General features: G+C 56.0%; 12 protein-coding genes and 1 CRISPR repeat array. Of the genes, 9 read left to right on the plus strand and 3 right to left on the minus strand.

Annotation, left to right across the window (positions count from 1 at the left end; all coding sequences use genetic code 11):
- Nucleotides 1-55: 55 nt before the first annotated feature.
- The 8 genes from mnmA (at nt 56) to EV586_RS01595 (ending at nt 9,153) form a co-directional block, all read left to right on the plus strand.
- Nucleotides 56-1,183 carry a tRNA 2-thiouridine(34) synthase MnmA gene (gene mnmA / locus EV586_RS01565; RefSeq protein WP_132943313.1) on the plus strand — a complete coding sequence of 376 codons (1,128 nt, stop codon included), beginning with the start codon at nt 56-58 and terminating at the stop codon, nt 1,181-1,183.
- A gap of 42 nt (nt 1,184-1,225) precedes the next feature.
- Complete coding sequence (locus EV586_RS20900) at nt 1,226-1,381, plus strand: hypothetical protein (RefSeq protein ID WP_165898153.1); 156 nt, start codon at nt 1,226-1,228, stop codon at nt 1,379-1,381.
- 50 nt (nt 1,382-1,431) lie between these two features.
- The gene (locus tag EV586_RS01570; RefSeq protein ID WP_132943314.1) at nt 1,432-2,091 is read left to right on the plus strand and encodes a hypothetical protein; all 660 of its coding nucleotides are present in this window, start codon (nt 1,432-1,434) and stop codon (nt 2,089-2,091) included.
- Nucleotides 2,088-2,705, plus strand: a complete 618-nt coding sequence (locus tag EV586_RS01575) for a hypothetical protein (RefSeq protein ID WP_132943315.1) — start codon at nt 2,088-2,090, stop codon at nt 2,703-2,705. Before EV586_RS01570 ends, EV586_RS01575 begins: the two co-directional genes overlap by 4 nt.
- A gap of 84 nt (nt 2,706-2,789) precedes the next feature.
- Complete coding sequence (locus EV586_RS01580) at nt 2,790-4,322, plus strand: type I restriction-modification system subunit M (RefSeq protein ID WP_132943848.1); 1,533 nt, start codon at nt 2,790-2,792, stop codon at nt 4,320-4,322.
- A complete protein-coding gene (locus EV586_RS01585) occupies nt 4,319-5,542 on the plus strand; it encodes a restriction endonuclease subunit S (RefSeq protein WP_132943316.1) in 1,224 nt (407 codons plus the stop codon). Before EV586_RS01580 ends, EV586_RS01585 begins: the two co-directional genes overlap by 4 nt.
- A gap of 116 nt (nt 5,543-5,658) precedes the next feature.
- On the plus strand, nt 5,659-8,061 hold the full coding sequence (locus tag EV586_RS01590) for a PAS domain-containing sensor histidine kinase (RefSeq protein ID WP_132943317.1): 2,403 nt from the start codon (nt 5,659-5,661) through the stop codon (nt 8,059-8,061).
- Nucleotides 8,062-9,153: an SDR family oxidoreductase gene (locus EV586_RS01595; RefSeq protein ID WP_132943318.1), complete on the plus strand. Its 1,092-nt coding sequence runs from the start codon at nt 8,062-8,064 to the stop codon at nt 9,151-9,153.
- Between the two features lie 167 nt (nt 9,154-9,320).
- Here the strand turns inward: EV586_RS01595 and EV586_RS01600 are convergent, their stop codons facing one another.
- Nucleotides 9,321-10,817, minus strand: coding sequence for a hypothetical protein (locus EV586_RS01600; protein ID WP_132943319.1), 1,497 nt, complete (start codon nt 10,815-10,817; stop codon nt 9,321-9,323).
- Between the two features lie 131 nt (nt 10,818-10,948).
- Nucleotides 10,949-11,167, minus strand: coding sequence for a hypothetical protein (locus tag EV586_RS01605; RefSeq protein ID WP_132943320.1), 219 nt, complete (start codon nt 11,165-11,167; stop codon nt 10,949-10,951).
- A 120-nt stretch (nt 11,168-11,287) separates the two neighbouring features.
- On the opposite strand from EV586_RS01605, the gene EV586_RS01610 reads away from it, so the two are divergent.
- Complete coding sequence (locus EV586_RS01610; protein WP_279388248.1) at nt 11,288-12,031, plus strand: MbnB/TglH/ChrH family RiPP precursor modification enzyme; 744 nt, start codon at nt 11,288-11,290, stop codon at nt 12,029-12,031.
- Nucleotides 12,032-12,499: 468 nt separating this feature from the next.
- A CRISPR array of direct repeats spans nt 12,500-13,642; the repeat unit is 37 nt; unit sequence GTAACAATGACAGACCCGATGATTAGGGGACTGAAAG.
- A 205-nt stretch (nt 13,643-13,847) separates the two neighbouring features.
- Here the strand turns inward: EV586_RS01610 and EV586_RS21545 are convergent.
- Entirely contained in the window at nt 13,848-13,982 is a 135-nt protein-coding gene (locus EV586_RS21545) for a hypothetical protein (protein ID WP_279388249.1), read from the minus strand.
- Nucleotides 13,983-14,285: the final 303 nt, after the last annotated feature.

A 14,285-nucleotide genomic window follows, 5' to 3' on the forward strand; every position in this document is an offset into this window, starting at 1 on the left:
GGATAACATAGTCTAAGGTACAGACACAGAACGTTTCATTGGATTGGGGATGCATATGAGGAAACTACCGGCAGAAACCCGCGTCGTCGTGGGCATGTCCGGCGGCGTCGACTCTTCGGTCACCGCTTGGCTGCTCAAGCAACAAGGGTACGATGTGATTGGCGTATTTATGAAAAACTGGGATGACACCGACGAGTTTGGCCACTGCACGGCAGAAGATGATTTTGCCGATGTGCGCCGTGTCTGCGATAAGATCGGCATTTCGTATTACACGGTGAACTTTGAGAAGGAATATTACGAGAAAGTGTTCTCCTACTTCCTCGACGAATATAGAAAAGGCCGCACGCCGAATCCTGACGTGCTGTGCAACCGCGAGATCAAATTCAAGCAGTTTCTCGATGCGGCGCTCGATCTCGGCGCCGATTATATCGCGACCGGCCACTACGCGCGCGTGGAGTTCCACGAAGGCGAATACCGCCTGCTGCGCGGGGTCGATCAGAACAAAGACCAGACCTATTTTTTGAACCAGCTCAACCAATACCAGCTGTCGAAAGCTCTGTTCCCGATCGGCCACCTGCCGAAGCCGGACGTGCGCAAGATCGCGGAGGAGGCCGACCTGGCGACGGCGAAGAAAAAAGACTCGACCGGCATCTGCTTTATCGGCGAGCGCAATTTCAAAGAGTTCCTGAGCAGCTACTTGCCGGCCCAGCCCGGTGAGATGCAGACGCTGTCCGGCGAGGTCAAAGGCCGCCACGACGGCCTGATGTATTACACGCTCGGCCAGCGCCACGGACTTGGCATCGGCGGCTCCGGCGACCCGTGGTTCGTCGTAGGGAAAGACTTGGAGCGCAACGTGCTGCTCGTCGAGCAAGGTGAGCATGAGGAGCTGTTCTCGCGCGGTCTGTCCGCGACCGATCTCAACCTGATTTCGGAGACGAACCGCCCGGCGACCTTCACCTGCACCGCCAAGTTCCGCTACCGTCAGCCCGACCAAGGCGTGACGGTGCACCTGCGCCCGAACAACACCTGTGAGATCGTCTTCGATCAGCCGCAAAAAGCGGTCACCCCCGGCCAGGCGGTCGTGCTCTACGACGGCGACGTCTGCCTCGGCGGCGCGACGATCGATCAAGTTTACAAGACGGAAGCAGAAGTGAAGAACCGATTGGCAGCAAGCTCCCTGTAAAGGGGGCTTGTTTTACATACAAGAGCTGGAGGAATCGAGCGCATGAAACGAAAACGGGCAACGCGATCAGACTCGGAGCTGTTGCTGGAAACAAGCTGCCAGATCACGCCGGAGCAACACGCTTTCGCCGGACAGGAAGCGCAGCGCATTATGCAGGAGATCGAACAGGGGACGAGCCTGTTCCTTTCGGTATCATGATCAAAGCGGAACTGCATGGAAAAGTCACCCCCTATGAAGGGGCGGAGGATGTGCTCACCTCGAATGTGTTCGGCCTGTTCGCGTATCTGCCTGCCGCATACGGCCTGATTCCTTTTTTGAAAAAGGCGGTCAATCTGTCGGGCGAAGCTCCAGACTTTTTGGACGACCAGGGCGAGGCGAAGTATCACTTTTGGCCCAAGACGACCGGATTTCGCCGGGAGCCTGATCTGGTGGTGCAGTTCGGGGCGGAGATCGCGATCAACATCGAGTGCAAATACCATTCGGGAAAACACAATCGCTTCGTCGAGGAGCAGGAGGAAGAAGTCTCGAACGGCGACCAGTTGGCCGAGCAGTATTATGATTTGTTAAAAGGAAATCTTCCCTTTCCGGTCGGATCGGAGCGATACTTATTTTACGTCACCAAGCATTTCGTATTGCCGACAGCAGAATTAGCAGAAAGCGAAGCGCTGCTGGCCAAGCTTGGCTGTACGGGGATGGCCGACCGCATGTATTGGCTGTCTTGGCGGAGTCTCACCGAGACCATTCGCGAGACGCTGGACCAGTACGAGGCCGATCTGCGCCACGGAGAGCGCCTGGCACTGAAAGACTTGCAGCAGCTGATGACTCGCAAGCAGCTCACCGCGTTCGGAGGGTTTCAGGTGCAGCCGGTGCCGACCCGGATGCGCTATTTTTGGAGGGGAAACGAATGACGCTCGGACATGAAATGAAAAAGATATACCTGGCCATGGAGCAGATCTGTCTGGAAACGGCCGACCTGATCACCGTGGTCAACGATCAATTTCAAAACGGTGGATTCGAGGCACCGCGCGGCACGTCGGTCATGTACGACACGTCGACCTCGTACCACGCTCCGAAAAAGTGGCTGCCCTATTTTCAGCAGCGCGTCTTTAGCAAACAAGGCGCGACCAAGCAGCGCGGGATCGGCATCAACATTCTGTTTCACTGGGAGGCATATGGGAATCAGGTGCCGGTGATCTCCTGCGGGCTGCTGCTGGCGCGGAATGAACGCGGCGTGGTCAACAGCGATGAATTCTTTATGGCGGGCTGGGAACACAGCGCACGCGATGCGCAGCACCCTGTGTTTTATGTTATGAACTGCAGCGACGACAACTATTTTCAGAAGATTATCAATTACTTCATCCCGCTGGACCGCATCACCGATGAGGCGGCCGTCCGGCAGTTGATCCTCGATCCGCTGCTCGCCCTGTATGACGACAAGTTCGACACGGCAGCCGACTTGATCGCCGGGGAAGCGAAAACGATCGAAGAGTTGCGGGCCACGCCCATTTTTTCAGCGCCTTGAAGGATTGAGCCCGCTGAGCGTCAAATATTCTTCTGTTGCGGAGAATTGGTTACACGCAAGTAGGAGGCAAGCCTCATGGAACAGATGACAACGGAGTATCTGGCTCATTTATATAGAGAGATTCAGGAAGGGAAGCAGCCGGTCGTCACCCAGCAGCAGCTGGAATCGCACCTGTGGGAAGCGGCGAACATTTTGCGCGGGTCGATCGACTCGTCCGATTATAAGATCTACATTTTCGGGATGCTGTTCCTCAAGCGGATGTCTGACGTTTTTCTCGAAGAGGCGGCGCGCATCTACGCCGAGACGGGGGACGTGCGGCAAGCGCTGCACGATCCGGCGGCGCATCAGTTCTTTTTGCCGCCGGACGCGCTGTGGGGAGGTCTGCAGCAGTACCGGGCGCAGGTCGGGAAACAGCTCAACCTGATTTTTTCCGCCATCGAGAAAGCCAACCTCGACAAGTTGGAAGGGGTGCTGGAGACGATCGATTTTGACGTGAAGTCGCTCACCGACGACACGCTGACTCAGCTGATTCTCCACTTTGACAAATTGACGCTGGGCAACTCCAATCTTGAGAAGCCGGACATCCTCGGCGACGCCTATGAATACCTCGTCGCCCAGTTTGCGGACGACGCCGGGAAGAAAGGCGGCGAGTATTACACGCCGCACAAAGTGGTGCAGCTGCTCGTCGAGCTGCTCAATCCCGAGGCGGGCATGATGATCTCCGACCCGACCTGCGGTTCGGGCGGCATGCTGATCGAATGCGCCAAACATGTCGAGCACCGCGGGGGACAAGCCCGCCGCCTGACCTTGCACGGGCAGGAGAAAAACATGAACACCTGGGCGATCTGCAAGCTGAACCTGCTGCTGCACGGCCTGCTCGATCACCAGATCGAGCTCGGCGACACGATCCGCGCGCCGAAGCTCGTGGAAGCGGACCGGCTGAAGCAGTACGACCTCGTCATCGCCAACCCGCCGTTTTCCTTAAAGAACTGGGGGCTGGAGGCAGCGAAGGAAGACCCGTACGGGCGTTTCGTCTACGGGCTGCCGAGCAATTCTTACGGGGACTACGCGTTTGTGCAGCACATGGTCGCGTCGCTCAACCCGCATGGCAAGCTGGCGGTCGTCATGCCCAACGGCGTACTATTTCGCGGCGGGCAGGAGCAGCCGATCCGCAAGGAACTGCTCGAAGCCGACCTGTTTGAAGCGGTGATCGCTTTGCCGCCGAACCTGTTTTTCGGCACGGGCATCCCGGCGTCGATCCTCGTGCTGTCCAAGCACAAACCGGCAGCGCGGCGGGAAAAAGTGCTGCTGATTCAGGCGACGAACGGTTTTCAGGCACGGAAAAATCAAAATTTCCTGCGCGAGGAAGACCTGCAGAACATCGTCGGCGCCTATCAGCAGTTCCAGGATCTTCCCGGCTACTGCAAAGTCGCGTCGCTCGATGAGATTCGCCGGCAGGACTACAACCTCAACATCTCCCGCTACGTGGACAGCGGCGGGCAGAGCGGCCGCGTCGATCTGGAGCAGGCGATTCTCAACTTGCGCCGACTGGAAGCGGAGCGTGAAGAAGCGACGGCGGCGGTGTACAGCTATCTGAAGGAGTTGGGGCTTTCATGAGCGGCGCTCATCACGCAGGCTGGGAGCGGGTGCCGCTCGGCGAGGTCTGCCGCCTGCAGGGCGGTTATGCTTTTAAAAGCGCAGCGTTCACCGCGCACGGCGTCCCGATCGTCCGCATGTCAAACATGAAGGAAACGGGGCTCGATCTGACCGGCGCCGTCTGCTATCCGGAGGAACTGCTCGCCGGGCTGGATCGTTTTTTGCTGCGTCCCGGCGACTTGCTGCTCGGGATGTCCGGGTCGATCGGCTTTTCGGCACAAGTGACGGAGGCGCATACGCCCAGCCTGCTCAACCAGCGCGTCGGGCGCTTATTGGTCGATCCGTCCAGACTGTCGGTCGACTACCTCGCACAACTGGTGAAGAGCAGCCGCTTTCAAAAGACGCTGCACACGCTGGCCTCGGGCGGTGCACCGGCCAACCTGAGCGCCAAAGATGTAGAGAACATGCTGATCGACCTGCCGCCGCTGCCCGAACAGGAGCGCATCGCGGAGATATTGGGGACGGTCGATCTGGCGCTGGCGAAGACGGATGCGATCATCGCCGGGACGCAGGAAGTGAAGCTGGGGACGCTCGACCGGCTCTTGCAGCAGGGCATCGGGCATGAGCGCTTTCAGCAGACGGAGCTGGGCGAACTGCCAGCCGCTTGGCAAGCGGTGCCGCTCGGCGAGGTCTGCCGGGTCAATCCGAGCTATCGGCTGGCCAAAGGCCAGACCTACCCGTATCTTGAGATGGCGGCGCTCGACACGACGCTGCCGGAGATCCACTACCTGCTCGAACGCGAAGTGACAGCACCGGGAGGGACGCGCTTTCAGCCGGGCGATGTGCTGTTTGCCCGCATCACGCCCTGCACGGAGAACGGCAAGATCGGGCTGGTGCCGGACCTGCCGGGCGGCGTCGGCTTCGGCTCCACAGAGTTTATCGTCCTCTCGCCGATGCGGGAGCTGCTGCTGCCGGAGTTTCTCTACTACACGGTGCGCAGCGACCGGGTGCGACAGTATGCGATCTCGCGGATGAGCGGTACGACAGGGCGCCAGCGCGTGCCGGGCGAAGTGTTTAAAGAGGAGCTGCTCATCGCCTTGCCGCCTGTATCCGAACAGCAGCGGATCGGGGAGATCTTGCGCAGCCTCGACCGCAAGATTGCTGCCGAACAGACCAGTCGCAGGGGGCTGCTGGAGCTGAAGGCCGCTCTTGCCGATCTGCTGTTGCGTCCGAAAAGTTGAGGCGGGCCGGGGAGAAGCAGGAAAAAAGTGAGAATTTGTCGAAATTGAATAACGATTGAGTGGTATTTAACTCAAGGAAGAATCCAAAGCACTCCACTGGGGTAAGGAGCTTTGTTATGAGTGACCATACACGAGAACGGAAACGCGATCGGCTCCCGAGGCGAAGCGGCGCTGCACGCTTGATTCTGCTGATCGGGGCGCTGTGGCTGCTCGGGAAATGGTGGCTGCCGGGTGCTGCGAGCTGGGGACTGTGGTATGATGCGCTGTTTGTGCTGCTGGCAGCTGTCGGGGCCGAATGGCAGGGCAGGCGTGCCAGCCGCCCGGACCGCCGGGCGCTGGAACGATATCGCTCTCTGTACGAATACAATGTAGACTCGATCTTCATGCTGGACCTGCAAGGCAGGATCAGCGAATTCAATCCGGCCGGGCAGAAGCAGGACCCCCGGCAATACGTTACCGGCTATACGGCGCAAGAGCTGATCCACAATCACGGGGCGCGTTTTCCAGAGGAGGAACGGGTGAAGTGCCAGGCGCATTTTGCAGACGCGATCGCCGGGCGCGAACAGGTTTTTGAGACGCGTGCCTTTCACAAAGACGGACATCTTGTCGACATGACCGTCTATCTCATCCCGATGCGCGAAGAAGGGGAGATCGTCGGCATCTACGGCATCGCCACCGACATCACGGAGCGCAAAAACGAGCGGCGCAGGCTGATCGAAAGCGAGCAGCGCTACAAGTCGCTGTTCGAAAACAACCCGGACGCCGTCTACTCGATCTCACTCAAAGGACGCTTTCTCAGCGGCAACCCGGCCTGCAAAAAGATCACCGGCTACACCGTGGCCGAATGGGCGAAGTTCTCGATGCGCCAGATGTTGCCCGAATCGTCGTTCGAGCGCTGCTACGAGCATTTTCAAAAAGCGGTGCAGGGCATCCCGCAGAAGTTCGAACTGCCGCTCGTGCGCAAGGACGGCGAGCCGATCGAGCTGACCGTTACCTTGATCCCGATCGTCATCGATGACAAAGTGACCGGGGTCTACGGGATCGCCAAAGACATCACCGAGCGCAAGCGGGCTGAGATGGAGCTGCGCGGGGCCAAAGAGCAACTGGAGTCGTTTATCTCCAACTCACCGGACGCGATCTACATGTGCGACCTCGACGGCTTCGTCCATCAGGTCAACCGCGGCTTTGTGCGGATGTTTGGCTATGCGGCAGACGAGGTGATCGGGGGGAAAATCCGGGTGATCATCCCGGATGAGCTGTTTAACGATGAACTGGAGCGGATCAAGGAAGTCTGGGCGTCGAACTGGGAGTACAACTGCATCGACACCATCCGCCGTCACAAGGACGGGCGCTACCTGAACATCAGCCTCACCTTGTCGCCGGTGCGCAACAATGAGGGGATCGTGATCGGCATGGCCGGGATCGCCCGCGACATGACGGCGCGCTACGAGATGGAAGAAGCCCTGCGCCAAAGCGAAACGAAATACCGCCTGATCACGGAGAACATGTCCGATCTGATCGGCGTGTCGAACCGCGAAGGCGTGCTCGAATACGCTTCGCCTTCGTTCAAGACGCTGACCGGATTCGGCCCGGAAGAGCTGATCGGGAAACAAGCGTTCAAGCTGTTGCATCCGGATGACGGGCGGGTGATGGCCAAGCATATCCTCAAGGTGCTGCGCGACAAAGAGCCGTTTCAGACCCAGTTTCGCATCTTGTGCACCGACGGTCAGTACTTGCTGATCGAGGGGCACGGAGCGCCGGTGTTAAATGACGAAGGCGAAGTCGATGCGGTCGTCATCGTCGGGCGCGACATCACGGAGCGCGAGCGGACGGAAGAGCTGCTGCGCAAATCGGACAAGCTCTCCGTCGTCGGCGAGCTGGCGGCCGGTGTCGCGCATGAGATCCGCAATCCGCTGACGGCGATCAAAGGCTTTATCCAACTGCTGCAGATGGGCGGGGACAACAAAGCGCACTATTACGAGATCATGATGTCGGAGCTCGACCGGATCGAATTTATCATCCATGAATTTCTCGTCCTCGCCAAACCGCAGGCGGTGCGCTACCAGAAGAAAGACATGCGCGCGCTCCTGCACACCATCGCGGCGCTGCTCGACACGCAGGCGATCTTGAACAACGTGGTGATCCGCATGGATGCGGAGGACGACATCCCGCTTATCGAATGCGAAGAGAACCGCTTGAAGCAAGTGTTCATCAACGTGATGAAAAATGCGATCGAAGCGATGCCAAGCGGCGGCGAGCTGCTGATCGAAGTGCAGAAGGCGCCGGAGGGCATGGTGTTGCTGCGCTTCACCGACACCGGCTGCGGCATCCCGGAATCGCGGATTCCGAAGCTCGGCGAACCGTTTTACACCACGAAGGAAAAAGGCACCGGCCTCGGGCTGATGGTGTCGTACAAGATCATCGAAGAGCACGCGGGCACGATTGCCGTCAGCAGTGTCATCGATGAAGGCACGGTGGTAGAGATCCTGCTGCCGGCAGTTATGAGGGAGAGGGCATAGATGCAGAACACGTATTTTTTTACCGGTTTCCCAGGCTTCATCGCCAGCCGCCTGATCACGCGGCTGATCGGGCGGGACGCGACGGCGCGCTTTGAGCTGCTGGTGCATCCGAGACAGCTCGAGAAAGCGCAGAATGCTGTGAACACCCTCTGTGCGGCCGGAATGGGCACGCCGGAGCAGTTTGTGCTGATCGCAGGCGACATCACCGAGCCGAACTTGGCGATCGGGGATGAGTATCTGGAAGAGCTGGAAGACCGCGTGACGCACGTCTTTCACCTCGCCGCGATCTACGACCTCGCCGTGCCGCAAGACATCGCCTACCGCGTGAACGTGATCGGGACGGAGCAGGTCGGGAAGTTGGTGCGGCGTCTGCACAACATGCAGCGCCTGATCTACTTTTCCACCGCCTATGTGTCGGGCGACCGCACGGGGCAGATCTTGGAGACGGAGCTCGAGATGGGGCAAGGGTTTAAGAACCACTACGAGTCGACGAAGTACGAAGCGGAGCGGATCGTGCAGAAGCTGTGCGGGGAGCTGCCGGTGACGATCATCCGGCCGGGCATCGTGATGGGCGATTCGAAGACGGGCGAGACGGTGAAATTTGACGGGCCGTATTTTGTGATGCGCTTTCTGGATGCCTTTTCCCAGTTTCCCTTGCCGTATGTCGGGGCTTCGGAGGCGCGGATCAACCTCGTGCCGGTCGACTATATCGAAGCGGCGACGGTGCACTTCGCTCACGCCGGGGCGGAGGCGAACGGCGTGTTTCATCTGACCGACCCGTACCCGTATCGGGCGCGCGAGGTGTATGAGCGCATTTGCCAGGAGTTGATCGGGAAAAAGCCGGTCTTCACGCTCCCGGCCTCGATGATCTCCTCGGCGCTGTCGATCGGAGCGTTTCGCCGGTTTGTGAAAGTGGAGAAGGAGACGATTGCCTACTTCTCCTGCCAGGCTGAGTATGATGCGACAGAAGCGCAGCGTGTGCTGAGTGCGGCGGGGATTCAGTGCCCGGATTTTCATTCGTATATTGAGAAAGCGGTGGACTATTATAAGGCGCACCGCCATGATCCGGAGAAGATGATCTTGGTGAGATAATAGAGAAGAGCAGTTTCTGACGCTGAGGGAGCGGAGAAACTGCTCTTTTTTTGAAGGAGCGAGATACATGATCGCAAAGTGGCTGTTTAAAATGGCAAAATCTTCGGAAGTCGGCCGAATCGTCGGCTTGGCTTTTGACGGTTGTTATGGTTCAGGCTGTAGATGCTCTACCCTTCTGCAATGATCGCGCCGCCGCGTTCGATAATGTTGCCAGCTGCGCCATATGTCACATCGCTGCCGGATTGGTCGGTGTTGTTCTCTGCGGGGTTGTTTGTGTTTTGTTCGGCTTTGATGCGGAAGTATTTACCGATCAGGGAGCCGGAGTTGAGCGGTGCTTTCACGATGTTCCAGTTGCCGGCGCCGTTTTGGTTTTTCTTGTAGTTGATGTAATAGCTGGAGCGCCAGCCGGTGAAGGCGTGGCGGTTGGTGGCACTGTTCAGCGGCCAGTAGTTGTCGATCACATCGTTGCCTCCAAAGCCCAAGTCGCGCACGTGGTCGCCGTCTTCGTTGTGTGTAGACAGGTCGTAGCCAAGGCTGGCGAGGACTTGGTTGAAGTTTTGTTGGTTGACGCGGGTTTTGCCGTGTTTCGGGGTGTTCGGCCAAGCGGCGGCTCCGGCTACGTTGGCGGCGTTGACTCCGAAGGTGTAGTTGTTGCCGTTCTGGTCTTGGACGGCCGGGTTGCCCCCAAAGGGGTTGAGCACGGTCGGTACGGCGGCGCCGGTGCTGTAGTCATTGACGGTGATCGCATTGTAGGATGCCTGTGGCTTGTACCAAGTGATCGGGATCGGGTCACCTGCTGTTCCTTGGTGGTATCGCACATTACCGGCACTGCCTGCTGCAGCATCGGTGTCCAGTTCGACAATTGGCATGTTCGCGCCCAGCACTTGGGCGACGATGGTGGAGTTGATCGTCACAGCGTGCTGAATGTAGGAGTTGACGTGCGCTTTTTCAGTTGCTCGGGAGGCGTTCAGTCGGACGGAGATTTTATGCATTTCGGTTTCGAGCTTTGTGAGCTCCTTACCTAAGTCATCGTACTTGTCGGGTTTGGAAAAGCGTATTCTGCGGCGTTCCCGTTTTATCGCATCGATCTTGTCATCGATTTTTGAGAAATCTTTCTCGAGTCTCTGGCGGTCCCGAGTGGCGATCCGACAGTAGGCCGAGCGACGGGTCAGCGTGTGATCCAACAAATTATTGTGGCGCAGTTCTTGGTGGATCTCGTTGATTTCCATCCAACTGGAGGAGACGCCGATCTCCACTTCTTGCCCGACTTTTTTGTATTCGATGGTGTGGGTTTCTCCGACGAGATTGATCGGTTCCTTGTCTTCCAGCGTGAGTTCTTCAGCAGTACGTGGTTCGGTGCTCACATCGTCTTCCAGCTCTGGTTCGAGTTCCGCCGCAGACGCTTCGGTTGTCTTGTCGTCATTTTTTTGCGCGGTGTCCAGCGGCGGAACGGCTTGGTTGCCGATGGTGCGCAGCAGTTGCAGAACTGCCTGGTTGCCGAGGGTGCGCTGCAGTTGTAAAACGTTTTGGCGAGTCAGGCTTTGTGGTGCCTGGATGCGCTGCAACACGGTGTCGGATGCTTGTAGGTTGCGCTCCGAAGCAGAAGTGTTCGGTTCGTTGCTGACCACCGCAGAGGAGGTCGGTTGCACCTGTGGCGTAAACATCGTATTTTAGACCTCCTTGGCTCAGTAGACGGCGCGAAGCAGCACCCCAGAACAGCACCCTGCCGAGGCGGTAGATCAGCAGGTCGATCCGGTCGCGGGTGTCGTTGGCCGTGTACAGGAATCAGGTACTCTCACGTGATGCCGGTCAGCAGTGTGACCAAGATGCTGGTGAGCAGGGAGTGGAAGTACATCGTGAGGCGCATGTAGAGGATAGGATCAGATTGAGCCAGCGGGATGTTGATCAAGATGATCAGGACATCGTTTGCATGTCCGTAGAAGAAGACGTAGGTCGTACTGGGCTTGAAAAGAAGTTCGTTGAGGAAAAAGTACAGGGTGTCTAAGCCGAGCAAGAGCAGGATGACCTGTCAGAAGGCGCTGCGGTATATGGATACCGCTACTCATCACTTGTTGATAGTATCGTACCATAGCAGAGGGGCTACCGACTACGAACGGTTGTATCGTTTTTCCATTTGGCGGATTTCGTTGAATTGATGCCGGAACACGTTGAGAAAAATGACCCGGTGATTGCCGAGCTCATCACTCGTGTCCCGACCCTGTTGCACAGCCTCGTACTCTCGCTTGGAACGGCCGGGCCGGTGAGCGTGGATCGGGTGGCGAAGGTGGAGCGTGCTGCAGATGCGATCGGTGCCTCGTGGGTGAGCGAGCATCTGTGCTTTAGCTACGCGGATGGCATTGCGGTACCGGCGTTGACCCCACTTCCTTTTCACGAGGAAGCGGTGGAGACAGCGGCGGCCAACCTGCGAGTGATCCAATCTCATCTAAAACGTCCGCTGATTGTGGAAAACGTCACCAATGCGTTTGTCTGGCAGGACAACCAATACACCGAGGCCCAGTTCGTGGCAAAAGTCTTAGAAAAGGCTGACTGCGGGTTGCTGCTCGACGTGACAAACCTGTATATCAACTCGAAAAATTTTGGCTACGATCCCTATGATTTCCTCCGCGAGATCCCAGCTGAGCGAGTCGTGCAAATGCATCTGGCAGGTCACAGTGCCACAGAAGACGGACGTCTCCACGATACGCACGAAGGCGGACTGCACCCTGACGTCTTGAAACTCACCGAGTGGGTGCTGCGCCATACGCCCTGCCAAGCGCTGGTGGTGGAGCGGGATAGTGATCTTCGCTCTTTTGCCGATCTGGAGTACGATCTTGCTCTCTGCCGGGACTTGTATCGTAAGTGGCGTACCCGAAATTGAGTAGAACCGCGGGGATGAGAGGCTGCCGAAGCGGTCATTACGGGGCTGTTTTGAGCTCTCGAAACCGATCTCTCTACGATAAATGTTTAGCAGCAAGGGTTCATGAGGTTTTTCTCCAGCTTGTGGAGTGACCGCATGGACTCTTTTTGTTGTTTTAGATCGCAAGTGTGTGCGGTCTGTTTGGTCAATGAGTTTGTTCGTGTGTAAGTTCGAACGAAGTATTTATAAGGTGGGAAAAAGGTTTCTTAGTTGAGGTGATACGAAGGTGGGGACTAACTCAGCTATTCTTCCCCAGTCAGGAATGAGGTATACTGAATGAGGGAATCATAGGAGTACAAGGGATATTTTCGAGGATGCCCCATGTTTTGATGCAAAAAGTCGATCCTCGAAAAATAGACGAAATGTGACTGCAGTTGAGGTGGCTTGAAGCCTTGCTACATCTAGATTTTTCTGCACAGATATCGGTCGGTAACAATGACAGACCCGATGATTAGGGGACTGAAAGTCGATGTAGAAAGCGAGCTTGCGGTACGTGCTGCCCACGTAACAATGACAGACCCGATGATTAGGGGACTGAAAGTCAGCTCTTGTACGACTTTCGCACGGCTGGTGCCGTGTAACAATGACAGACCCGATGATTAGGGGACTGAAAGTGTAATGAACCTGCCTACAAACACTATAGCCTGTCTTGTAACAATGACAGACCCGATGATTAGGGGACTGAAAGAGGTTGAAAACTCCGTTTGCGCCACCATATATTTCAGTAACAATGACAGACCCGATGATTAGGGGACTGAAAGTACCTGACGGTCTGGTTCTCCTGTCCTTTGAAAACCAGTAACAATGACAGACCCGATGATTAGGGGACTGAAAGGCTTTATCGATTGCCGAAACCGAGTAGCTATACTGCAGTAACAATGACAGACCCGATGATTAGGGGACTGAAAGAAAATAAGATCACCGATAGCCTGCCAGTACTCTTCTTGTAACAATGACAGACCCGATGATTAGGGGACTGAAAGGGACCAGCAGATTTCTCTTCGTTCGAAGACTGCGCAGTAACAATGACAGACCCGATGATTAGGGGACTGAAAGTCTCGCGATATTCATCAAGAGACGGACAAACTGGATGGTAACAATGACAGACCCGATGATTAGGGGACTGAAAGAGGAAGTCACCGAGATACAAACCGCGGCTTGCCATCAGTAACAATGACAGACCCGATGATTAGGGGACTGAAAGCGTCCGTCAGCTCCTGAAAGCTGTGGGGGGCAGTTCCGTAACAATGACAGACCCGATGATTAGGGGACTGAAAGGAGCATCGGGGGCTTCTCGATCGGCGACCGAGTGGACGTAACAATGACAGACCCGATGATTAGGGGACTGAAAGGCCTGAAGACGCGCGCCTCGTACTCCCGAACGCCGCGTAACAATGACAGACCCGATGATTAGGGGACTGAAAGACGGGAAGTAAACCGTTGCTCCAACCAAACAAGACAGTAACAATGACAGACCCGATAATTAGGGGACTGAAAGCTGCCGTGTGCCGGTGGATGATCTGGCGTTTGCGGTCGTAACAATGACAGCCTCGATGAATTGGGGACTGAATTTCACAGTGAAACAAGTAAGATTGTTTGCCGCAGAAGCAGAATAGACGGTGAAATAAAGCCTGTATGGTAGAAGGAGTTGCCATACAGGCTTTTATGTGTACGAGAGTGAAAAACTTTGGAATCTCTTTGATCGTTTCATGTGGAGTGATATTCCATGGCAGAAAAAAAGCACCTCGAAGGTGCAATCAGATATTTGAAAAAACCCTTAGTAAACGATCAACATTGCTGATGATGGCGGGAGCGGAGGGTCATATGCGAGGTTGTCTTGTTGAACATCTACAATTGTTGGGGAAATTAACATTGCACCAGCTAAGACTAACCCGGCAAAAAATTTTCTCATGCGCGTTCCTCCTTATTAAACATACTAGATAAAAGATCATTACGCTGTCGTTCAAGTGAAAATGCTTGTTGAAGATCACCAAGATCTTGATTTTCATCGCATCAACTTGAGCCTTCACTAAACCTATTGTATCAAAAGCTTCAGCCAATATCCAAAATGAATAAATTGAAGAGATGACATACAAAGGGTTGAATCAAACGAACATTACTATAGTATTAGAACTTTGTGTACAAATGAGGAGTGTTTGTATATAATTTTATAGTAGCGATAATTGATGCGTTATTTACTCTTTGACATAAACAT

The organism is Tumebacillus sp. BK434 (assembly GCF_004340785.1).
In the GTDB taxonomy this organism is placed as follows: domain Bacteria; phylum Bacillota; class Bacilli; order Tumebacillales; family Tumebacillaceae; genus Tumebacillus_A.

Excerpts from the sequence above, each read along its gene's own strand:
- EV586_RS01580 (WP_132943848.1), top strand. The coding sequence starts at position 2,790 with ATGACAACGGAGTATCTGGCTCATTTATATAGAGAGATTCAGGAAGGG.
- EV586_RS01590 (WP_132943317.1), top strand. The coding sequence starts at position 5,659 with ATGAGTGACCATACACGAGAACGGAAACGCGATCGGCTCCCGAGGCGA.
- EV586_RS20900 (WP_165898153.1), top strand. The coding sequence starts at position 1,226 with ATGAAACGAAAACGGGCAACGCGATCAGACTCGGAGCTGTTGCTGGAA.
- EV586_RS01600 (WP_132943319.1), bottom strand. The coding sequence starts at position 10,817 with ATGTTTACGCCACAGGTGCAACCGACCTCCTCTGCGGTGGTCAGCAAC.
- EV586_RS01595 (WP_132943318.1), top strand. The coding sequence starts at position 8,062 with ATGCAGAACACGTATTTTTTTACCGGTTTCCCAGGCTTCATCGCCAGC.
- EV586_RS01575 (WP_132943315.1), top strand. The coding sequence starts at position 2,088 with ATGACGCTCGGACATGAAATGAAAAAGATATACCTGGCCATGGAGCAG.
- mnmA (WP_132943313.1), top strand. The coding sequence starts at position 56 with ATGAGGAAACTACCGGCAGAAACCCGCGTCGTCGTGGGCATGTCCGGC.
- EV586_RS21545 (WP_279388249.1), bottom strand. The coding sequence starts at position 13,982 with ATGAGAAAATTTTTTGCCGGGTTAGTCTTAGCTGGTGCAATGTTAATT.
- EV586_RS01585 (WP_132943316.1), top strand. The coding sequence starts at position 4,319 with ATGAGCGGCGCTCATCACGCAGGCTGGGAGCGGGTGCCGCTCGGCGAG.